We start from the raw sequence: 20,761 nt of genomic DNA, 5'->3' as shown, positions 1-20,761 counted from the left end.
TTTTCCGGGTTGTCCTAATTTGTTCTTCCGAGTGTCCTAACTAGTGGCTCTGCACAGTGATTATGACTCTTTGGAAGTCGCGGGATAGGCGCGGCCCATTTTGGTGCGGGCCTTGTCTGTTATGAACATCCATTTGATGCGAGAGCGGGCGGCATTTCGCTTCCGTTCCCAAGCGGCGATTTCGCGGCGCAACCGCTTGGGGGCGTCGATTCTGCGATTGAGGCACTGGCCCCGCAGGACGCCGATCTCGATCTCGACCATGTTGAGCCAGCTTGCGTGCTTGGGCGTGTAGTGGAACTCGAGCCGCCGCAAAATCCGCCTGGCTTCGGCGGGCGGGAAGGCCTGATACAGGGCGCCGGCGGAGTGGGTCGATAAATTATCCTGGACGACCCGGATGATCTCGGCGTCGGGATAATGGATGTCGACGAGGTCGCGCATGCAGGAGGCATAGTCTTCAGCCGCGCGCCGCTCAGTGACTTTGACCTTGCGCCAGGGACGATGCACGTCGAGGAATACGAAGAGATTGACCGTGCCGTTGCGACGGTACTCGTAATCGTAACGTTCGAGCTGGCCGGGCTCGGCCGGAATCGGTTGACGCGCCTCGCCGATGAGCTGCACCGGGCTTTCGTCGAAGCACACCACCGGCCGCTTGGGATCTGGCGCCTCGGCGTAGAGGTCGAGCACGTCCTCCATACGGGCGACGTATTCGCCGTCGATCTGCGGAATGCACCACATGTCCCTGCGCCAGGGCTTGAGGCCATTTTCGGCCAGGCGCCGCCGAACCGTCTCATGCGACAGGCTCTTGTGTTCGGTGAGCTTGACCATCGCACCTGCCAGCAGCTCAAGCGTCCAGCGGGCCCGGCCTTCTGGCGGACTGGCGCAGGCCGTCGCCACCAACAAGGCTTCTTCCTTGACCGTGAGTTTGCGCTCCGCTCCGGGCCGCGGCTCATCGCTCAGCGCCCGCTCCAGATTGCCTTCCACGAAGCGGCGCTTGGTCCGGTACACGGTCGAGCCGCCCACGCCGACGCTCCGCGCGATCTCCTCATCGCTGCCGCCGGTGTCGGCAGCCAGCAAAATCTGCGCGCGCTTGAGCTTACGGGACGCATGCTTGCCGCCGCTGAGCAGCGCCTTGAGTTCCGTGCGCTCGATTTGGCTGAGGTCGACCCGATAGCGTACATTCATGGCATGCCTCCGTGTTCGAGGCACGCACCAACAACTGAATCGGATGGCCGGCGTGAGTCCTTCGGCAAAACCCTTCACGCCCACACAGGGGCAGTACCTGGCCTTCATCCACCTCTACACGCGCCTGCACCGCAGACCCCCGGCCGAAACCGACATGCGGGAATACTTCCGCGTTAGCCCGCCCTCGGTTCACCAGATGGTGCTGACGCTGGAACGGGAGGGCCTCATCAGACGGCAGCCAAGGACCCCTCGCAGTATCGAGGTCCTCGTTGATCCAAAACACCTGCCGGAGCTACTCTGACCGCCAGACGCAACCCGTCAAAATCACTGTGCAGAGCCGCTAGGATAGCACCGAACCAGATGTGCTATCAGCCGAAGGCGAACCTGGCCGGCGCTGTTCGCCGATCAGCATGAGGTCCGGATGGTCATCTTTGCGCCGGCTCCAGGGCGGTCTCGGCTCATGCTGCCTCCATCCGTCGCATCGGGACTGCGGCGTTGCGCCGGATCGGAGCGACAGCAGCGCGCAGCCACCTCCCGCGCGTTTCAGGCAGGTGCACGCTGGCCTCCCCCCGCAGCGTCGCTGCGGTAGCGTCTGGTCGAAGTCTGGTAGTACTGCGCACGGATGGCCGCCGTGGCCTCGATCAACGGTCCCCACGGCGCGGGAAAGCGTTCTTCCGCCATCACCCGGTGCAGCATGCGCGTATGGCCGGCCAGTTCGTCGTTGAGGAACTCCATCACAGGCATAGCCGGAAAACGCTGCAGCAGCAGGATCGCCGCGTTGTCGGCCTCGCCGGCCGACCTGTCCTTGTCGCGTCCGTGCAGATCGTTCTGCAAGCGCCCTATCACGGAGATGAGCCGCAGGACTTGGCGAAACGCCGGACGCGCGCGCAAGGTGGCCATGTCCAGCCCCCAAAGCAACGACAGGCAGCAGAACACGTTCGCGTAAGCGATCGAATCGATGCCGTTGTGCAGGTACTCGGCGTAGGACCAGCGTTCCGCCCCTGCCGCCTGCGCGTGTCCGGCGCGCAGCGCCGCGCAGTAGCGCCGGGTATCGACGAGAAGTTGAGCATAGTCGCGAGGATCGTAGGCGAGCGCGGCCAGCGAAGCGCGCAGCACGGCGCAGCCCTCGAATCCGGGGAGCGCGCACGGCACGCCCTGCCCCAGCGCCTGCTCTACCGCGGCGAGCTGCTCCGGCGCGATCAGGCCAAGGTCGTTGCAATCGTCGAGCCAGAACAGCAGCGCCAGTTCGCGATAGAACGCCACGATCAGCGTTTCGTCCTGCGGATCGCGGCCGGTGCGGGCGCTGGTGTCGCGCAGGTTCGCCTGGATGCGCTGCAAAATGTACTGGCCACCCCTGACCGCTTCCACGGCATGCTCGTCGGCGAAGGCGGTCAGGGAACGCCCCCACTCCAGCACCTGCTGCAGCGCGCGGGCTGTCTTCATCATTGCGCCGCTCCTGCTTCCTCGGTCAGGACGCGCTGCCCCCAACGAAGCGCCAGCAACAAGCCGGCGAGTTCGGCAACGCGCACGACGCGGGTGGGGCAATACAGTTCCTTGCCGATCCAAAGCGGCGTCTGCGGCAATGCACGCGCCGCATAGCGGGCGAGCATCCACTCCAGCGCACGCGCCACCGTCTGCGCGATGCGCCGGCGCCCTGTCGGCTCTTCGCTCCCGTCCATTACGGACAACGCGAACAACGCGTAGGCAGTTTCCTCGAATGTGGACGCGCGACCGGCGCCCCAGCCGCCATCGTCGCGCTGCGTCTGCAGCAGCGCCGCCAACGCGCGCTCGTCACGCCAAGGCTTGCCTTGCGCCAGCGCAGCGGCCGCATGCGCGGTGGGATACAGCCACGAAACGTGCCATTTTTCGTTGTCCCATAGACCGTGCCGGTTGCGATTGGCTTCGACGTAGGCGCTGGTGCCGAGGGCGGGCTTTCCCGACAGTCGCAACGCGTGCAGGGCATGGATGTTGGTCGACACCGAGGCATTGCGCTCGCCGGGGAAGGTGACGAACAGCTCGCCGGTTTCGAAATGGCGCAACGCATCGACGGCTGGGTCGCGGCCTGCAAGGCGCAGGACGCACAAGGCAACGGCGGTGTCGTCCGCATCGGCCGCGAAGTGCAGGGCCGGCCCCAGACCGCGCGCGTCCAGGCGGGCGTCGAGCTGCGCGACGATGACGCGCACAGCCTCGGCGAGCGCGGGATGCGCGAACAGCCCAGCCAGATGCAGCGTGTACAGCGACCAGCATGGCTCGAAAACATTGATCGGCCAGACGTTGGGAACGACACCTTCGATGCCGCTGCGCGTCGCCCGCGATGCCGCCTGCAGATACGCGTCGGCGCGCCCGACCTGCGGCGTGCTCCCCTGTATCACGGCGTGCGCACGCCACGCGGCGGTCGCTGTCGGACTGATGCCGATGCTGCCGTCCTGATCCGGGCATGCGGTGGTCGGCGACCTCCCCCAGGCTTCCCAGGAGTGCAGCAACGGATGGCCGCTCGGCAGCCTCGCCATTGCCCCAAGCTTGACCAGGCGCGCTTGCCGCAACGGCAACAGAGCGGGGTGGCGCGGAAACGCCACGCCGCCCGGCAAGGATGCGGCCTCGTCGCATAACTGCGGCAGGATCAGCTCCGCGCCGATCGGCGCATCTTCCGGCACCGCATGCGCGTAGGGATCGGGCTGGCGCTGGAGGAATCGGATCGCGGCCTGGACTGCGTCGGCAGCGCCGGGAAGATGATCGGCCCGCTGCAATGCCAGCAACGCCGCCCAGGTGGGCGCATGGCGGAACAGCGGGAAGTCCGCGCTTCCCCATCCGCCATCGCCCTGTTGCTGCGCGATGAGCCACGCGTATGCGTGCTGCCGACAGGCGACGTTGCCGTGGAACTGCAGAGCTCGCGCCGTGTCGTAGACGGACGGGCCGACGCTGCCGCCATCGGTCATCTCGCACAGCAGGTGGCGCAATTCGGAAAGGATCTGTTCGGACAGCGCGTTCACGCAGGATATTCCTTCTGCAGACGGTCGACGAAAGCCAGGATCCGGCAGATGCGGCCCGTAGCCAAAGGGCCGCCTAGGCTTGCACAGCGCCTCCGTGGACGCCCGTGCTTGGCGAAGAATAGCGATCTCGGACTCAGACACGGTGCAGCATGCACCGCTGCCGCCGGCCGATCGCAGCGGCAAAGGTGCCGCTCCATGCGAGCGGGCGCTTATGCGCATGGCGCGTGCTTGAACAGATACGCATCGGCCCGCTGCAGCATTTGCGCTAGCCGTTCCGAACGCGGCCCCAGCGCGGCGATGGCCTCCCCGGCATCGCGCAACAGGTCCGGTACGAACTGGCGCGCTGCCTTTAGCCCCATGATCGACGCACAGGTCGGCTTCTGCGCCGCTGCATCCTTGCCAGGAGTCTTGCCCAGCGTCGCGATATCCGCTGTCGCGTCGAGAATGTCATCGATCACCTGCAAGGCCAGCCCGAAACAGGCGCTGTAGCGATCGAGCGCATGGTACAGCGCAGCGTGGGCGGCATCCTCTGCTATGGCGCATAGCGCGCCCATGCGAACGGAGGCGCGCACCAGCGCTCCGCTCTTCATCCGGTGCATCGCCAGGACCCTGTCCAGCGCGACGTGCTTTCCAACGAGCGACAGGTCCATGGCCTGCCCGCCTGCGGCCCCCTCGGCGGACACGGCCTGCGCCAGTTCGCGCACGAGCGCGATGCGCTTGTCGGGCGGCGCATCCAGACTCGCCAGGGTCAGGAAGGCGTGCGCCTGCAGCGCATCACCGACCAGGATAGCAGTGGCTTCGCCGTACTTGATGTGCACGGTCGGAAGGCCGCGGCGAAGCACGTCATCGTCCATCGCGGGCAGGTCGTCGTGCACCAGGGTACAGGCGTGCATCATCTCGATGGCGGCACCGATGTCGTCCAGCGCGTGCGCCGGCGCGTCGGCCAGTTCGCCGGCAGCCAGACAGAGCAAGGCGCGGATGCGCTTGCCGCCTTGCAAGGTGGCGTAGCGCATCGCCGCCATCAGTTCGGTCTCACCGTCGTCTTCGGCGCAGAGAAGACCGGCCAGCGCCTGTTCGACCCGCTTTGCGCCGTCCTGCATCCAGATCTCCGGCAGCAGTCTGCCGGATGCACCGGGCGCCTGCGGGTCCAACGCGCCGAGGGCGGAAACGCCAGCTCGGCGATCCTGTAGCGTGGAATCGGTCTGCTTGTTGTTCATGTCCGCGTACCTGACAGGAGATAGCCACGCCGAGCCGCGGCGGTATTGCCGGCGTCGCACGGAAGCGCGCTGCTGCAGTAATGCGCGCGTCGCTGGCGCTGCTGCCGGGTCCTGCAACGCCAGCTCATGAGAATGCGATGCGGCTAGTCATGGACGGATGTGCGGTCGGGTAGTAGCGCCGGCCTTTTTCGACGGCGCTCAGCAACCGCGGCCGCACTCCGGCCTTGTGCATGGTCAGCGCCAAGGCAATGGAGAACTGCACCAGTTCCAGCCATGCCAAATGGTAGCCCATGCAGACGTGTGGGCCGGTACCGAACTGCAGCATGTCCGTCGGCCGGATCGGCTCGGAGCGTTGCAGCCACCTCGCCAAGCGGAACTGATCGGGCGCCTCGTGCAGCCGCGCCGAGGTCGAGAAATGCAGCAGCGGAATGCACAGATCGGTGCCCGCGGGAATGCGCCGTTGGCCGAGTCGCAATTCACGCAGTGCGCGGCGCACCAGGAGCGGCGCCGGCGGATGCAGGCGCAGCGTCTCGCGGAACAGCGCCTCGGCGACCGGACACTGCGCTAGGTCGGCGTGCCGGGTCGGTACCGCGCCCACACGTTGCGCCTCCTCGACCAGGGCGTCCCACACGAGAGGCTGCCGCGCCAGCTCGATCACCATCCATGCCATCGTCGAGGCGGTGGTGTCGTGACCACCAAGCAGCAGCAAGCGGATATTGGCAACCAGGACGTCATCGGAGAGCACATCGTCGCTGCGATCAAAGGCGCTCACCATGTCGTTGATCAACCCGGTGCGCGCGGCGTGTTCGCGCGCGGCGCGGACGAACTCGCGCAACCGCGCGTCGATCCAGTCGCGGGCGGCGCGGCCGCGCCGCAAGGGCAGCCCGGGCAGGTCGAGCGGGGGCGCTATGATCAACTGTAGCAGTTGCTGGTACTTGCGATGCCATCCTGGCAGCTCCTGCGTGGGGATACCCATAAGGCTGAAGATGAGCTTGAGCATCAGGTCGCCGGTTTCGCGTAGGATGGCTACCTCGCCGCGGTCGCGCCACGCCTGCACTCGCGCCTCGATGATGGGCGCTAACAGGTCGCCGATGCTGGCCTCGGTCAGTCCCGTTGGCAGGAACGCCGCCTGGATCGCATCGCGTGCCTGCCGGTGCGCGCCGCCGTCCTGTGCGACCAACGTTCCGCGGAACAGTTCGGGCGCGATTTCTTCAATCAGCGCCGAGGTCACGTCCTTGTGCCGGAGCAGTCCGAACGCATCCGGATCCAACCAGGTCATCATCTGTCCGACAGGGCCGAAATCCAACCAGAAGTGGCTGCCCAGAGTCCGTTCCGCGTGCCGCAGCAGGCGCGGCAGGTTGCAGACGATCGCGGGAAGATGCCCGATCATGGGGAAAGCGCCGGACACGACCGGGATGTCGTGCCGCAGCCGATGCCGACGGTTCAGCGGGTTGAGCAGCATGTCCATCAGCAGCGCCGGGACGCGTCCGCTTCGGCTGTCTTGCCGGAAGGCCGCGCGGCGCGGCTGTTGCCCCCATCGGCGTACGTCGGCACATGCGCCAGCATGCCGCCGTCGATGCACACGACCTGGCCAGTAATGAACGCAGCATCGTCGGAGAGCAGGAACGCCACCAGCGCGGCCACGTCGTCGGGGCGGCCGACGCGCGGCAGGAGCTGGTGCTGGCGCAGATGCCATTGCGTGCACTCGTCCAGTTTGGCGAGGAGACGATCGGTCATGATGAGACCCGGAGCAACCGCGTTGCAGCGGATCTGCGCATGACCGTACTGGGTAGCAAGCGAGGCCGACAGCATGTTCATCGCCGCTTTCGACGCGGCGTAGGCTGTCAGTGCGGTGTCACCGCTAAGCCCCTGGCACGACGACATGTTGATAATCGCGCCACCGCCACGGGCGATCATCCGCGGGACGGCCTGCCGGCAGCAGAGCAGCGTGCCGCGAAGATTGGTCGCCATGGTCTGATCCCAAACCGCCAGGTCCAAGTCGAGGATCGCGCGGTCGCGCGGCGTCAGATCCATGGCGCTCGCGTTGTTCACCAGCAGGTCGACCCCACCGAAGTGCCGCTCCGCCGTCGCGAACAGCGCTGCCACCGCCTGCGCATCGGCGATGTCCATGGCGAAGGCCAGCGCGTGGCCCGCTTCGGCCGCGATCTTTGCGGTGCAGGCGATGGCCGCCGAGCCATCAATGTCGGCTACCACCACGCTGCCGCCCTCGCGCGCGATAGCGATGGCGCACGCCTTGCCGATACCGGCGCCGGCGCCGGTCACTACGGCCACCTTGCCTTCAAACCGTCCCATCGTGTCTCCCTGGATTGCGTTGGTCTTTCGCGGCATGCCGCTCGGCCTCCGCCTGTGAAGGCGCAGGGTCGGCGTTGGCGCTCTCGTCGTCACCAGCGTCGCGTTCGATGAGCCGAATGGCGGCGACCGGGCACTGGCTGGCCGCGAGCCGCACGGCGGCGTGCAGCGCCTGCGGGACGGTCGTCACGCACACTTCGGCCACGCCGTCCGGTTCGCGCTGGCGAAAGGTCCCCGGCAGCGTCAGTGCGCACTGCCCGGTGGTTCCGCATAGATCCTGGTCGACCACGACGCGCATCTCAGTCCGCCTGCGCATGCAGCCGCACCGGCAGCGCGCGGAACGTCTTGAGGAACGCGGAGGGCTCCCTGGTCGGCTGCCCGGCCAATGCCAGCGTGGGGAAGCGCGCCTGGATCCGCGGCAGGCTCTCGGCCAACTGCACCCGGGCCAGTTGCGCACCGAGACAGAAGTGAATGCCGTGGCCGAAGCTCAGCATGATCTTCCCGTCGCTCGACATGCCTGGACTGGTACCGTAGAACCGCGCGGGATCGAAGCGATCGGGATCGGGGAAGGCGTCGGGGTCGCGATTGCCGGACGCGATCAGCACGCGCACATCCGCGTTCTTCGGGATCACCACGCCGCGCAATTCGATGTCATGCTGGGCGATACGCGGAATGGAGCTGAACATGGCGGGCGCATCGCAGCGCAGGACTTCCTCGACGAAGGCCTTCACCCCCACGGCGTCTTTCTGCAGCCAGTGCCGCTGTTCGGGATACGCCAGCATCGCCAGGATCGCATGGTCGATGGTCGCAGCAGTGGTGGCGAACCCGCCCAGCAGCATGCCCCACAGCATGCTGATGAGCTCCGCATCCGACAATGTGTCGGCATCGTCGTCGTGTGCGCCGACCAGCATCGACACGATGTCGCGGCGGGGATCGGTGCGCTTGCGTTGTATGAGATCACCGAAGTAGGCCTGCACCTTGGCGCTGGCCGCGTCCGCCGCGGTCAGCTGGGGATCGCTGGCGTGCGGGCTCAGGCCTTCCAGAATGGCGCCGACGCTGGCGGAGAGGGCGAACACGTCGTCCTGGGGCATGCCGAACAGTCCGGCGAAGACCAGCATGGGCAAGGCCAGCGCGAATTCCCGATGCAGGTCCACCGCCTCCCCGCGCTCCAGCGCGGGCGCCACGCCGTCCAGGCGCGCTGCGACGATGCGCGCGATGCTCGGCCGCAGCTTGTCGATCTGGCCGATGGTGAAGTCGCGCGAGATCAGCCTGCGCAGACGCGTATGGGTCGGCGGGTCCTTCATCGCCAGCGTGGACGCCAGCAGATTGAGCGACAGGCTGGTCGCGGCACGCGGGAAATAGCGCGCCAGTTCGCCCGGCGCCGGTCCCCGAAACGCATCGCCCGTGGCCTCGAGCGCCCAGCAGATGTCGGCATGGCAGCTCAACAGAAAGAGGCCTGACGCCGCGCGATGCACTGGATCGTGCTCGCGCAACCACCGCATGAACGGATACGGGTCGTGGATGCACGCTGGCGAAGCCAGTTCGGCAAAGGCGTCGCGGCATGCTGCCGTGGTTTCTTGCACGTCCATCTTGATTACCTGTTGGCCGGCTGATCTGACCGGCGCGTGCCAGGCGCGCCGGCAATTGCGAAACAAGATCGCGATCCCCGGCGGCCTCCCTGCATCACCAGAGCACCGGCAACTCCTCGAACCCGCCAGTGATGATCTCCTTGCGCAACCGCAGTTCTTCGGGCGCCACGGCCAGGCGTAGCGCGGGAAAGCGCTGGAAGATCGAACCGAACACCACCTTGAGTTCCAGCCTGGCCAGCGCCGCGCCGATGCAGGCGTGCGGCCCGCAGGAGAACGCCAGGTGCGGCTGCTCGTCGCGTCCGATGTCGAAGATTTCCGGGTCGTCGAAATGGCGCAGATCGAACGACGTCGACGGCAGGCCGACCAGTACCTTGCTCTCCGCGGGAATATGCACGCCCGCGATGGTCACATCGGTCCTCGGATAGCGCATGATGCCGTCCCAGCCGGCACCTGGCGGGTACATGCGCAGGATTTCCTCCACTGCCTTGTCCACCAGGGATGGATCGCCGACCAGGCGTTCGCGCTGTTGCGGATGGCGGAACATGGCCAGCAGGCCGAATTCGATCTGCGCAGCGGTGCTCTCGTGTCCCGCCACCAGCATGCCGGCCGCGAGGCCGAGAGCCTCTTCCTCGCTCGCCTTGCCTTGGTCGACCGCCGCGAGCAGATCCGTCAGCAGGTTGTCGCCCGGATACTGGCGCTTGTCCCGCATCTTGCCGCGAATGTAGGCGCGCAGTTCCTCCCAAGCCAGGCGCGACGCGCTGCGCGGGCCGCTTTCATGCTGGTGCGTCATCACCTCGTCGGACAGGTTGGCGAAAAAGGCGTGATCCTCGTAAAGGACGCCAATCAGGGCGCTGATGACCATGGCCGGAAGCGGAAAGGAGAGGTGGCGTCGCAGGTCGGCGGGCTGGGGCTGCGCCGCCAGCGTCTCGAACAATTGCGCGGCGATCGCCTCGACCTGCTGCGCCAGCAGCGTCAGCCTGCGGTTGCTGAAGGCCGGGGCCACGATCCGGCGTAACCGGGCATGCTCGTCGCCCTCGTGCGAGACCAGCCAACCCGGCGAACCGAGAATCACCGAATCCGGGGTGAATGCCACCGGCGGCATTCCCGCGGGCCGGAACGCCGCGTCGGACAGCACCGCCTTAGCCTCGTCATAGCCTGTCACCCACCAGCCTTCGTGTCCGGACGGGAAGCGCACGCGGTGGATCGGACCGTTGGCGCACAGCGCCAACATCTCGGGCGAGGGCGCGATGTGATCGACGCGCCACATCGGCAGCGTCGGCAGGGATGGTTCAGACATGGTGGACTTCACTCTCTAAGCGATGGAAGGGCGGAAGGTGACCGGCAGACGCCGCCGTAGACGAAGTCCTTCGCGGCGATCGTCAGCGACAGATCCTCCAGCAGCACGAGCGGCGCGAGGAAGACGCATCGCAATTCCAGGCGCGCCAGCGCACCGCTCAGGCAGAAATGCGCCCCTAGCCGAACGACAGGTGCATGTTGTGCCGCCGCATGATATCGAACCTGTCGGCATCGCCATAGATCGACTGACCGTAGGGATTGGTGAAGGAGGCTCGAGGTACCCGCCACCGACTTGTCCGCCAATATTGCCTCCGGACCAGTCGCACACTTCCGGTCGCAGTTTCACTGTGGCTCCCAAAGGAAGAACTCTAGACCGCATCCAACGCTTCCCTGCATTTTCTCGGTCCACAACCGAACGCCAAGTCATCGCCATAGCAAACCGTCGGAACAGACCAAACGCGAACAGCGACGCGCACCGTGTCCGTCCCGAAGACCATCACACTGTGATTGGTGATGATGCCAAGAACAGAGCAAATCGCGTGCCGAGCTGAATTCGCAGGCTCAGCTGGCACTTTCTAGTGGCGCGTAGTGTCAGGTTTCTGGCATTGAGTCTCAATGCCGACAACCGGCGCAGCAAGTGCCCGACAAAGGCCCGCTCTCGAGCTGAATGTGCGGGGCGGGCCTTGCGCGATATCAAGCATCCGGATTGGCTGCAGCAGGTGTGGTTCGCCGGAAACCACTCCGGTGTCGGCGGTAGTTATACGGGAAATGAAGCCCGCCTCTCCGGCATCTCGGCTGGGTTGGATGACGCATGCGGCCGAGAATTTTCCCGACCGCAAGGCGCCCAGCCGCTTCGGCATCATCGCCGCGTCGCGCCGGTCGGTTTTATCCCGATCCCGGCCTTCATCGGGATCGGGGGCCACCACGATGCAGTTGTGCCCCCAGTCCCGTCAGTTGTCGATGCAGGCCATATCCGCAGGGACCGGCTTCGTAGCAAAACTTACCTGCCGGTCATCCTTGCCAAGCTTCTTCGCCAGCTTGTCGATCTGATTGGCGCGATTGGGGATGCTCTCCAAGTTACGAACTTCCCCGCCGCGCATCCCTTCGGCCACCGCAACCGAAATCGTCGCCTTGTGCACATCCAGCCCACGAAAATGCTATCGTTCATCAGGCCCGCTGCCCATGCTTGCGGCTCGGCGCCGGACCATCCGGCGTAACCCTCGATAGGAGCTTGCCGCGGGGCGGGCCGCCCGTCACCTCAGGGGCGAACATCGGGTCTAGTACGATTTCGATGTTGTTGGTGGTGGGTGCGCAATGAGCAAACGTATACGCGTCTTCGATCGCAACCGGACCGGGAGCGAGCGACACTATGTGAAGGTAAAGGTTCACGCACCGCCGACGGCTTCGCCGGGCTTGAGCGGTCACGGGGGACGAACCGTCTCCCCCGTGGCGAACTCGGCTTGTCCCGGTGCAACTCCACAACGTTTAACGTGCCGGGAGATGCGGGTCAGCCAGCCCGAGGCTCCGAGCTGAAGTCCGTACGGCCTTGGGACGAGACTGTCGAATCCAAATGCCGGATCTGAGCATCGGACGGCGCGCTTGGAGGGATACCATTATCGCGCCCCCCGTGCGAACCAGACGACACGTGAGCCGGAACAGACAGGGACGGCGCGGCTTCCGAGGCCGGCCACATACTCCAATCAAAGTTGAACGGCATCTGCGACGATGAGGTTGACGTTGACCGGACTGTCTCCTGCCCTGTCCGTTCTGCCTCCTGGAGTTGCGCCGGCGGGACCACTCCGGACCAAGGTGGGCTTCCTTCGATCATCTCCAGCTGATTCAGACCGTGAGCATCGGGAAGGATCGGCGGCCGAGTGATCACGCGCCCCTGCTTACCGTGCTGCGCGCTCGCGTCGCCGCGGTACGTCGCGTAGTCGTGCCCGTGCGCCGCCCATGCGCGCTGCGTGATTTGATGAGCGAGGCTCGTCGTCGGCGCACCGCCCTCTGAATTGGCGCCTTCGTTCGACTGCTGCTCGACGGCGCGGCCTTGCGGATGGCCGAGCATCTTTTGGCTCTTGGCCGGCCTCAACTCTTCGATCTCATGCTGGTCGTTGAAGAGGAGCTCCTCGCCCGGCGGGAGGTCGCCGATGTGAAGCTCATCCATCAACTCATCCGCGGACCACTGGCCGTCGTGCCCTCCATTCAACGGACGAGACTGTCTAAAATCGAGTGCAGGCTCTTGGCGCGTGGATGGCTCAAGGGACGACGGACCGACTTCATCGGCCATCTCCAACAAAGACTCCGGAGTATCGCCTAGCGGGGGGAGGACTTTGGGCCAATTGAAGCCTCCCTGCGGCGCGCGTTGCTGCCAAGCGGCTTCCCATGCCCTCGGCAAGCCTGTGATCGGCGCCACTCCGCCCGTCTGCTGGCAGGCTCTGAGCCGATCGAGAGCCATGAGGAGGAGCCGTTTCCGACCCGTGTCGAACGAGGTGGCATCTTCGTCCAGCGACTTGTCACTGAGGCGGGCAGCAATTCCCGACTTGTTGTTTGCAAAAAGCCACCGGCTGAATCTGCGAAGAGGACGAGCATAATTCGTCTTCGCGGTGATCTCCTGGTACCCCGCCTTGACGAGAGCGTCTTCAAGCTCTGAAATTAGGGACATATCTTCGGGATGGAACGGAGGACGGACGAGGTCTCTCGCTCCATCACGGAGATGGTCGAGTGCGGCGCCGACCGCTCTGTGACCACCGGCATCCTTGTAGCGCTTGACGTCTTCATCCAGCGAGTCGTCTTCGTTCCACGCTTCTTCGTAAAGCCGAGCAGCAATGGCTGGCTTGTTGTGCTCACGCAGGTAGTGACTGAAATCGGTAAGAAGACTTGCATAGGTCGTTGCAGTGCTTGAATTCCCTGTGGTCGCAGCTTTGCTCTTGTACTCTTTGATGAGTGCCGTGTCCTCGGGATAAGCTGTCAGGTCCGGCCGGCCTTTTACCGGTGCGATTCCACCCATTGACTGGGAGGTTCGGAGATGAGCGAGTGCCGTGCGTACGTTGGTGGAACCACCCTTTCTTGTGAACTCCTCGGAATCATCGTCGAGCGATCCATCGTCAAGTCGAGCAGCAATGCCGGGCTTGTTGTTCTTGAACAACCAGCGGTCAAAGCTGAGAAGCCGATCTACATTGGCTTTGGCAGTGCTGTCGGCGGCGTTGCCCTTGAGAAGCGCCTCCTTGAGCCCCAGGATCAGGGGTAGATCTTCAGAATAAAGAACTTCGCCGCGACGACCTGGCAAACCCCAACCTGATTGATCCGCCTGCAGCGCCGGGTCGCGCCGGAACGCCTCATCGCCTCCAGGAGGCGGCATTACGCTGTATGCGTACCCCGCATCATGCTCATTGTTGATGAGAAATTCTTCGTCCGGCGGGAGGTTGTTTCCGTCAAGTTCAACCGGCAATTGGTCGGCCTGCTGGCTATCGCGAGGCCAGTTCAACCGAACGGATTCGTTGGAGCCTGGTGCCTGTTGGTGGCGCGCGGTTGGCTCAAAAGACGAGGATCCGGGTTCGTCTATCTCTTCCAATGGCAGATCACACTCGTGACCGGTTGCAGGAAGGACTTCTGGCCAGGTCATACCGCCCTCCGGCCCGCTGTGCTGCGCCTCTTCATTGCCAATGCGCCTCGACTCGATCAGGGCCGCGTCCTGGACGTCCGGATTAGGAGAACTATTGCGCGTGAGTTCCAGCATTCGGGTGCCCGCAGGCGACCTTAGGAGATTGTCCAATGCGGTTCCGATCGTCCTGTGACCGTCGGCATCCGCCATATAAGAGCTGGCGTCATTCACGAGCGACTCGTGACCTAGCCGGGCAGCAATTCCCGGCTTGTAGTTCTGGCGCAGGTAATGACTGAAATCGGCGAGAAAATTTGCATAGTTTGCGGCGCTAGGTCGAAGGTCAGTCGCTTTATACTCCTTGATGAGGGCCGCGTCCTCAGGATACGGATTGAGGACAACGCGGCCTGCGAACGGCGCGATTCCGCCTGCCGACTGAGATGCGCGCAGATGACCAAGCGCCGTAAGGACCATATGCTTCCGACTGTTGTCAAAGGCCGCGACATCGCGGTCCAGAGTCATGTCATTAAGCCGAGCAGCGATTCCCGGCTTGTTGTTTTTGACGAGCCAACGCCCCAATCTGAGAAGACTACCTACATTTCCCTTCGCGGTGCTTTCGCAGGCTCCGGCTTTGATCAAGGCGTTCTCAAGTCCCAGAACAAGCGACGCATCCTCGGAATAAACGGGGCTGTTGCTGCGACCTACCAAAATCCTGTTCGATTGACCCGACCACGGAGGCGAGTCGGCCGGCACGGCCGCAACGCTCCGAGCGGCCGAGACCTGCCTTAGCACGCGCCTCCCTGAACTGCCCGCTTCGCTCGGCTGTCGCTCAACGGCTATTAGTTGCCGATCTTCCAGAATCCTCTGCCTCTTCGCAGGCCTCGCATCGGGCGCGTCCTGCTCATGATTGAAGAACACCCGCTCGACTGGCACCAGAGCGCTCCCGTCGAGCGCATCCATCTCCCCGTCCCAAGTCCATTGCTGATCGTGGGGCAAGCTCAAGTCACCCGCTCCGGAATTCGCTATGTCGAAATGGTGTGCGGTTGTCTCAAGAGACGGCGAGAAGCTTCGTTCGTCTATTGTCGCCAAAGGTGGATTCTCGGGATCTTGCGCGGCAAGGATTTCCGGCCAGTTGGCAGTCTCCTCCGAGACGTCGTGCCCCGCAGAGACATCCCCGACGCGGCTCGGCTGCGCGAGAAATGACTCTTGGAGGTCAGAAATGGGTGGAATATGGCGTCGGACTTCCATCGCTCGGACGCCGGGCGGAGACGCCAGCAGATGGGCAAGTGCGGCACTCGCTTTTTGGCGACCACCGAGGCCCGCCTCCTTGTAACGTTTGGCATCTTCATCCAACGTTGCATGGCCGAGCCTCGCGGCAATGCCGGGCTTGTTGTTGTCACGCAGATAGTGGCTGAAGTCGATAAGAGCCGTTGCATATCTCCTGGCGGTCTCTGTTCGTGCTTCTTTCTTGTACGCTTTGATGAGCTCCGCGTCTTGAGGGTAAGGATTGAGGTCGACGCGGCTGGAAATGCGGACAATTCCGACAGCAGATTGGGAGGCACGCAGATGCCTGAGCGCCGTAAGCACGGCCCGCTCCCCGCATTGCCTGAACTCCTCGGCATCTTTGTCGAGCGACTTGTCATGAATCCGCGCAGCAATCCCGGGCTTATCGTGCTTAACAAGCCAACGGCCCCATCTGAGAAGACAGCGTACGTTATCCGTCACGGTGCGATCGGCGGCGCCAGCCCTGATCAGTGCCGGCCTCACCGTCTCGATGAGAGCCGCGTCTTCCGAATAAAGGGGGTCCCCGCTTCGTCCGACGAACGCCCAAGTTGATTGGCTTGGCGGCTGCGCCGAGGGATCGAGCATCGCTCCCCCGTCGTCGCCATGCGGAGGCGGGATGTATGGGGGTCCACTCGTCCGCGTCGGCCGTTGCGCCTCCGATGCCGATACATCGATTTGCGTAAGCGCCTCGGGAAGCGATGATGGGCCAGCTTCGTCCATCATGCGACCAGGCAGGTCCTGCTCGTGATTACCCGCTCGAATGACTTCTGACCAGCTGGCAGATCCCTCCAATGCGCTAGGCTGCGCAGCGATGTCCCCAGCGTGGCTCGGCTCGATGAGACCTGCCTCTTCGAGAGCAGGAACGGGATTAAGGTAATGCCTAAGTTCGATCACTCGGGCGCACGCCGACCCTTTGAGATGAGCCAGTGCGGCACGCTGCGCTTGCAAGGTCGCTACACCAATTTGCGGAGGTCGATCGATAGGCGAAGATGGGTCGGTCTCGTCCACCATGCCAGCAAGCAGATCCTGCTCATGACCTTCCACAGCGAGGATCTCTGGCCAGTTAACAGCAGCCTCCGACGCGCTGCGCTGCGCAGCTGCGACATCAACGAGCCCAGGCTCGATGAAGATTGCGCCTTCGGGATCAGGGACGGCAGCGATATGGCGTCCATGCCCCCTTGTTCGGACGCCTGTTGACGACCTTAGAAGATGAGCCAACGCGGCGCCGATCTTCGGGTTGCCACCAGTCGCCTTATAGTCCTCAGCGTCTCCATCGAGAGACTGGTCGCCAAGTCGGGCAGCAATGCCCTCCTTGCAGCTTTCACGCAGGTATTGACCGAAGCTGCGAAGAGCACCCGCATAGACCCTCGCGGTGTCCGTCGCCGCGTCATTTTTGTACTCTATAATAAGGGCCGCATCCTCCGGATAAAGAGTGAGGTCGGCGACACCCGCAATCGGCGCGGCCCCGCCCGCCGACTGCGACGTCCGCAGATGATCCAGCGCCTTAGGCGCGCGCTTGGAACCACCCTTGCTGATGAACTCGCTGACATCGTTGGTCAGCGTACTGTTATTAAGACGACCAGCAATCGGCCCCTTGTTGTTTTCGAAGAGCCAGCGAGCCAAGCTGAGAAGATGACCCGCATTGCTCTTGGCGGTCCGTTCGGCGGCCCCGCCCTTGATGAGAGCCTCCCGAACCTCCTGAATAAGGGGCACATCTTCGGAATGAACAGGCCGCTTGCCACACCCTATCAAAACCCCGCTTGAGCGCGCCGGCTGCAGCGGCAAGGCAGCCGGCACAGCCTCGCTGCTTACTCCCTGCGATGCCGTCGCGAATTGTTGCCCGCTGACGTCCATGATGGATTGCGCATCAGATGCTGATCCACCCGATTGATGGGTGAGGAGCTGCATGGGCCTGCGAGCGGGCGATCTGGTGACCTCGCTCAGCTGGCGCTCAAAGGCCGCCGAGTCGACCAGAGAGGCGTCTTGCGAGCCGACGTTGTCCGATTGTCGACGCATCGGGTTCGTTGAGGTGAAGTCCATCCGCTCTCGCTTTCGAAGATGAAGGTTGGGGCTCCGGCGTATGCTGGTCTTGAGCCGCACATCGAGGGCATTTATGGGTTCAGCCGGGTTGAACCGCGCACCAGGGTCATGGGGCCCAGCATGCCGTCGCCAAGCTCCCCAAGCAGGGGTTGCTCCGATGTTGTTCCATTGCGATCCACTTCAGCCGACTGGAAACCTACGCTGGTTTGCTAGGAGAAATAGCTGTCGGGAACCTGACGGACGCAATGCTCTTCCTAACCGCAGCGTGAGAGAGAAGCCGGCAGCGTCCCGCAAACATGCGGACCATACTCAACCCTACGGCATTGATATCGCCCAAGCTATGGCGGGCATTGTGCTGCAACGAAAAGTACTTCTTGAGCGCAACGTTCAACACTGAGCTGCTGAATATCATGACTTCATTCAGATGCAGGAACGAGACCTTGATCTCTTCATCCTCGAAGAACTTTATAGCGGTAACGGCTTCGATGACTGGTTTGTGGAAAAGTCGGGCTCAAGGGTTTCCGGTGCGAAAAAGCCGAATTTCGGTTTCTGCAAAATCCAGCGCGAAGTGGGCGAAACCGACGTGCTCGCGGTCTTCTCGGAAAATTTCGAATCCGTTGCTGTTCTTATTGACGATAAGATTGCCGCCGATTTCACAGAACGCCGGGCAAATCGTTACCATGAGTGCGTGTTGAACGAACCCGCTCCGCGGGAGGGCGAGGCCATTTATCTGAGAGGCATCTGTTTGAGAGGATTGGGCCGCAAGTCCGTTCCTCTTAATCCAGGAGTGCCTCATGGCCACGATGAGTTCGAGCCCGCTGCGCCGCCGCATGATCGAGGATATGACGCTGCGCAACTTATCACGGTCGACGCAGCAATCCTATGTGTACGCGGTTGCGAACTTTAGCCGACACTTCGGCCGATCACCTGACAAGCTCGGCCTTGAGCAGGTGCGCGCGTACCAACTGCACCTGATCGGGTTGAAGCGGTCGTGGACTCACATCAACCAAGTGACGTGCGCGTTGCGCTTTTTCTATGCGGTGACGCTCGGGCGCAAGGAGGCGATTGAGAACATTATTTCGGCCCGCGAGCCGATCAAGCAACCGCTGGTGCTGAGTGCGGAGGAAGTCGCCCGTTTCCTGGAGGCTGTACCGGCCCTGCGCGACCGCGTTGCGCTGGTGACGGCCTACGCTGCCGGGCTACGGGTCGGCGAGGTCAGCCGCCTGAAGCCCAGCGCGATCGACAGCAAGCGCATGCTGATCCTGATCACCGCCGGCAAGGGCGGCAAGGATCGTTACGTGATGCTGTCGCCGCGGCTGCTTAGCATCCTGCGATCCTACTGGTGTCTGGCCAAACCGCGCCATTGGCTGTTTCCGGGGCGCAATCCGGACGATCCGGTGAGCGTCGCCACGCTGCAAGAGGCTTGCCGCAAAGCTCGGCAACATGCCGGCCTCGATAAGCGGGTGACGGCACATGTTCTGCGGCACAGCTTTGCTACTCACCTTTACGAGCGCGGGACTGATATCCGGCTCATCCAAGTCCTTCTTGGCCATGCGCGATTGTCATCGACGGAGCGCTACACGCAAGTCGCAACCAATCTGATCGCACGGGCCAGAAGTCCGCTCGACGATCTCGACGCACGATTGAGATCTCGGCCCGAGTAGGTGCCCGGCGCACGTCCGGCGTTCGAGGTGGCGGACATCTTCCGCCAGCACGGCGACGCGTTCCGCGTCGCCCACGCCGGGCACCTCAGCCGATCCCAGCTGCGCGTGATGGGCGCCATCGAAGCGTGCCGGACTGCCGCGCTCGGTGGTCACGTCGAGTGCTGTGTCGACTGCCGGCACCAGCGGATCTCCTACAATAGCTGCCGCGACCGTCATTGCCCGAAGTGCCAGAGTACGGCAGCCCGCGAGTGGCTCAGCGCCCGCGCTGCCGACCTGTTGCCGGTCGAGTACTTCCATGTGGTGTTCACGCTGCCGGCGCCGGTGGCGGCGATCGCCTATCACAACAAGGCGACCGTCTACGCGATGCTGTTCGAGGCAGCGGCTGAGACTTTGAAGACGATTGCGGCCGACGAGCGGTACCTCGGCGCTGAGATCGGTGCGATCATGGTGCTGCACACCTGGGGCCAGACGCTGACCCATCACCCGCACGTCCACTGCATCGTGCCGGGCGGCGGGCTGTCGGCGCACGGCGATCGCTGGATCGCCTGCCGACCGGGCTTCTTTCTGCCGGTGCGCGTGCTGTCGCGTCTCTACCACCGGCTGTTCCTGGAGAAGCTGAGGGCTGCTTATCGTGCCGACAAGCTGCGTTTCTTCGGCAATCTGAAGCACCTCAGCGATCATTCAGCGTTCGATACAGTCCTTACGTCGCTGCGCCGCATCGAATGGCTGGTCTACGCCAAGCGACCTTTCGCCGGCCCCAAGCAGGTTCTAGCCTATTTGGCTCGCTACACGCACCGCGTTGCCATCTCCAATCACCGGCTTCTCGCAGTCGATAATGACGGCGCCACCTTCTCTTGGCGCGACTATCGCGACGGAGCACGGATGAAGTCGATGACGCTCGCGGCCGACGAGTTCATACGCCGGTTCTTGTTGCACGTCCTGCCCGATGGTTTCCAGCGCATCCGCCACTATGGATTTCTCGCTAACGGGCATCGCCGTGCCAAGCTCATGCTGATCCGTCGCTTGCTTGCGGCAACGCCACCTTCGATTGCTGATCAGGCGCCCGAGCAGCAGCCTGCGTGCGCAGTCGCAGACACATCCGAACGACCGCCATGCCCCTGTTGCGGAAGCCGCATGGTCGTTATCGAGATCCTTCCCGGACCTCGTCGGGGTAATCTGACGCCGGACACCTCATGAACCCAATCGCGCACGATAGTTTTCGCCGATATCACTGCTACCACGCTCTGGCCGACAGCGGGTCGGTGCTCGCCCAGCCATGCTGCAATTGCCGTTGCAAGCACGATTCCGCTCTTATTGCACACCGAGCCGGCCGAGCCGACTCGGCTGCGCACCAATCTGTGCATTTACCCATCCCCAACTGATCGCGGATCGCGCACGTCTGCGGCGCCCTCAATCCCCATAACCGCTTGAGCTCCCGGCCCGCGGCTTCGTTCAACCCGGCTTGAGCTGCGTCGCGCTCGTGCCTGGGTCGCGCATCCTCAAGCGCGACCCAGCTCAACCCTAAAAATTCCAGAGCATCGTGATCACCATTTCCAGCTGATCGTGATCGCTATTTCCAGCGATCGTGATC

15 protein-coding genes are annotated in these 20,761 nt (G+C 63.7%); 5 read left to right on the top strand and 10 right to left on the bottom strand.

Annotated elements, in window-relative coordinates:
- Positions 1 to 60 precede the first annotated feature (60 nt).
- Positions 61 to 1,182, bottom strand: coding sequence for an IS630 family transposase (locus ACVW1B_RS02675; RefSeq protein WP_253587778.1), 1,122 nt, complete (start codon positions 1,180 to 1,182; stop codon positions 61 to 63).
- Between ACVW1B_RS02675 and ACVW1B_RS02670 the strand changes: the two genes are divergently transcribed.
- Positions 1,181 to 1,483: a LexA family protein gene (locus ACVW1B_RS02670; RefSeq protein ID WP_309144994.1), complete on the top strand. Its 303-nt coding sequence runs from the start codon at positions 1,181 to 1,183 to the stop codon at positions 1,481 to 1,483. The genes ACVW1B_RS02675 and ACVW1B_RS02670 overlap by 2 nt on opposite strands.
- Positions 1,484 to 1,725: 242 nt before the next feature.
- Here ACVW1B_RS02670 and ACVW1B_RS02665 read toward each other — a convergent pair whose 3' ends face one another.
- From ACVW1B_RS02665 to ACVW1B_RS02630, 8 genes are all read right to left on the bottom strand, one after another.
- Positions 1,726 to 2,628: a terpene synthase family protein gene (locus ACVW1B_RS02665; protein WP_069279847.1), complete on the bottom strand. Its 903-nt coding sequence runs from the start codon at positions 2,626 to 2,628 to the stop codon at positions 1,726 to 1,728.
- Positions 2,625 to 4,172: a hypothetical protein gene (locus ACVW1B_RS02660; protein WP_253587782.1), complete on the bottom strand. Its 1,548-nt coding sequence runs from the start codon at positions 4,170 to 4,172 to the stop codon at positions 2,625 to 2,627. Before ACVW1B_RS02660 ends, ACVW1B_RS02665 begins: the two co-directional genes overlap by 4 nt.
- 209 nt (positions 4,173 to 4,381) lie before the next feature.
- Positions 4,382 to 5,389, bottom strand: coding sequence for a polyprenyl synthetase family protein (locus tag ACVW1B_RS02655; RefSeq protein ID WP_069279845.1), 1,008 nt, complete (start codon positions 5,387 to 5,389; stop codon positions 4,382 to 4,384).
- A gap of 124 nt (positions 5,390 to 5,513) precedes the next feature.
- The gene (locus ACVW1B_RS02650) at positions 5,514 to 6,857 is read right to left on the bottom strand and encodes a cytochrome P450 (protein WP_069279844.1); all 1,344 of its coding nucleotides are present in this window, start codon (positions 6,855 to 6,857) and stop codon (positions 5,514 to 5,516) included.
- Complete coding sequence (locus tag ACVW1B_RS02645) at positions 6,857 to 7,702, bottom strand: SDR family oxidoreductase (protein ID WP_069279843.1); 846 nt, start codon at positions 7,700 to 7,702, stop codon at positions 6,857 to 6,859. The genes ACVW1B_RS02650 and ACVW1B_RS02645 overlap by 1 nt, the downstream gene beginning before the upstream one ends.
- Positions 7,689 to 7,997 carry a ferredoxin gene (locus tag ACVW1B_RS02640; protein WP_069279849.1) on the bottom strand — a complete coding sequence of 103 codons (309 nt, stop codon included), beginning with the start codon at positions 7,995 to 7,997 and terminating at the stop codon, positions 7,689 to 7,691. The genes ACVW1B_RS02645 and ACVW1B_RS02640 overlap by 14 nt, the downstream gene beginning before the upstream one ends.
- 1 nt (position 7,998) lies before the next feature.
- Positions 7,999 to 9,288: a cytochrome P450 gene (locus tag ACVW1B_RS02635; protein WP_253603437.1), complete on the bottom strand. Its 1,290-nt coding sequence runs from the start codon at positions 9,286 to 9,288 to the stop codon at positions 7,999 to 8,001.
- 94 nt (positions 9,289 to 9,382) lie between these two features.
- On the bottom strand, positions 9,383 to 10,585 hold the full coding sequence (locus ACVW1B_RS02630; RefSeq protein WP_069279842.1) for a cytochrome P450: 1,203 nt from the start codon (positions 10,583 to 10,585) through the stop codon (positions 9,383 to 9,385).
- Positions 10,586 to 11,267: 682 nt separating this feature from the next.
- On the opposite strand from ACVW1B_RS02630, the gene ACVW1B_RS02625 reads away from it, so the two are divergent.
- The gene (locus ACVW1B_RS02625; protein WP_375166986.1) at positions 11,268 to 11,801 is read left to right on the top strand and encodes a hypothetical protein; all 534 of its coding nucleotides are present in this window, start codon (positions 11,268 to 11,270) and stop codon (positions 11,799 to 11,801) included.
- 290 nt (positions 11,802 to 12,091) lie between these two features.
- Here the strand turns inward: ACVW1B_RS02625 and ACVW1B_RS02620 are convergent, their stop codons facing one another.
- A complete protein-coding gene (locus tag ACVW1B_RS02620) occupies positions 12,092 to 17,506 on the bottom strand; it encodes a hypothetical protein (RefSeq protein ID WP_253603444.1) in 5,415 nt (1,804 codons plus the stop codon).
- Positions 17,507 to 17,930: 424 nt separating this feature from the next.
- Here ACVW1B_RS02620 and ACVW1B_RS02615 point away from each other — a divergent pair, with 424 nt between their 5' ends.
- The 3 genes from ACVW1B_RS02615 to ACVW1B_RS02605 are packed head-to-tail and all read left to right on the top strand — an operon-like array spanning position 17,931 to position 20,367.
- On the top strand, positions 17,931 to 18,413 hold the full coding sequence (locus tag ACVW1B_RS02615) for a hypothetical protein (RefSeq protein WP_253587796.1): 483 nt from the start codon (positions 17,931 to 17,933) through the stop codon (positions 18,411 to 18,413).
- On the top strand, positions 18,301 to 19,170 hold the full coding sequence (locus tag ACVW1B_RS02610; protein WP_253587798.1) for a site-specific integrase: 870 nt from the start codon (positions 18,301 to 18,303) through the stop codon (positions 19,168 to 19,170). The genes ACVW1B_RS02615 and ACVW1B_RS02610 overlap by 113 nt, the downstream gene beginning before the upstream one ends.
- Entirely contained in the window at positions 19,171 to 20,367 is a 1,197-nt protein-coding gene (locus tag ACVW1B_RS02605) for an IS91 family transposase (RefSeq protein WP_253603446.1), read from the top strand.
- The last annotated feature ends 394 nt before the right edge of the window (positions 20,368 to 20,761 follow it).

Source organism: Bradyrhizobium sp. USDA 4502 (genome assembly GCF_054063355.1).
The sequence above is the reverse complement of the archived record's forward strand: the minus strand, read 5'-3'. Positions and strand labels throughout refer to the sequence as shown.

Bases quoted from the DNA above. Each gene is read 5' to 3' on its own strand.
- ACVW1B_RS02635 (WP_253603437.1), bottom strand. From the start codon at position 9,288: ATGGACGTGCAAGAAACCACGGCAGCATGCCGCGACGCCTTTGCCGAA.
- ACVW1B_RS02620 (WP_253603444.1), bottom strand. From the start codon at position 17,506: ATGGACTTCACCTCAACGAACCCGATGCGTCGACAATCGGACAACGTC.
- ACVW1B_RS02655 (WP_069279845.1), bottom strand. From the start codon at position 5,389: ATGAACAACAAGCAGACCGATTCCACGCTACAGGATCGCCGAGCTGGC.
- ACVW1B_RS02630 (WP_069279842.1), bottom strand. From the start codon at position 10,585: ATGTCTGAACCATCCCTGCCGACGCTGCCGATGTGGCGCGTCGATCAC.
- ACVW1B_RS02650 (WP_069279844.1), bottom strand. From the start codon at position 6,857: ATGGACATGCTGCTCAACCCGCTGAACCGTCGGCATCGGCTGCGGCAC.
- ACVW1B_RS02615 (WP_253587796.1), top strand. From the start codon at position 17,931: ATGCAGGAACGAGACCTTGATCTCTTCATCCTCGAAGAACTTTATAGC.
- ACVW1B_RS02640 (WP_069279849.1), bottom strand. From the start codon at position 7,997: ATGCGCGTCGTGGTCGACCAGGATCTATGCGGAACCACCGGGCAGTGC.
- ACVW1B_RS02610 (WP_253587798.1), top strand. From the start codon at position 18,301: ATGGCCACGATGAGTTCGAGCCCGCTGCGCCGCCGCATGATCGAGGAT.
- ACVW1B_RS02675 (WP_253587778.1), bottom strand. From the start codon at position 1,182: ATGAATGTACGCTATCGGGTCGACCTCAGCCAAATCGAGCGCACGGAA.
- ACVW1B_RS02670 (WP_309144994.1), top strand. From the start codon at position 1,181: ATGGCATGCCTCCGTGTTCGAGGCACGCACCAACAACTGAATCGGATG.
- ACVW1B_RS02645 (WP_069279843.1), bottom strand. From the start codon at position 7,702: ATGGGACGGTTTGAAGGCAAGGTGGCCGTAGTGACCGGCGCCGGCGCC.
- ACVW1B_RS02665 (WP_069279847.1), bottom strand. From the start codon at position 2,628: ATGATGAAGACAGCCCGCGCGCTGCAGCAGGTGCTGGAGTGGGGGCGT.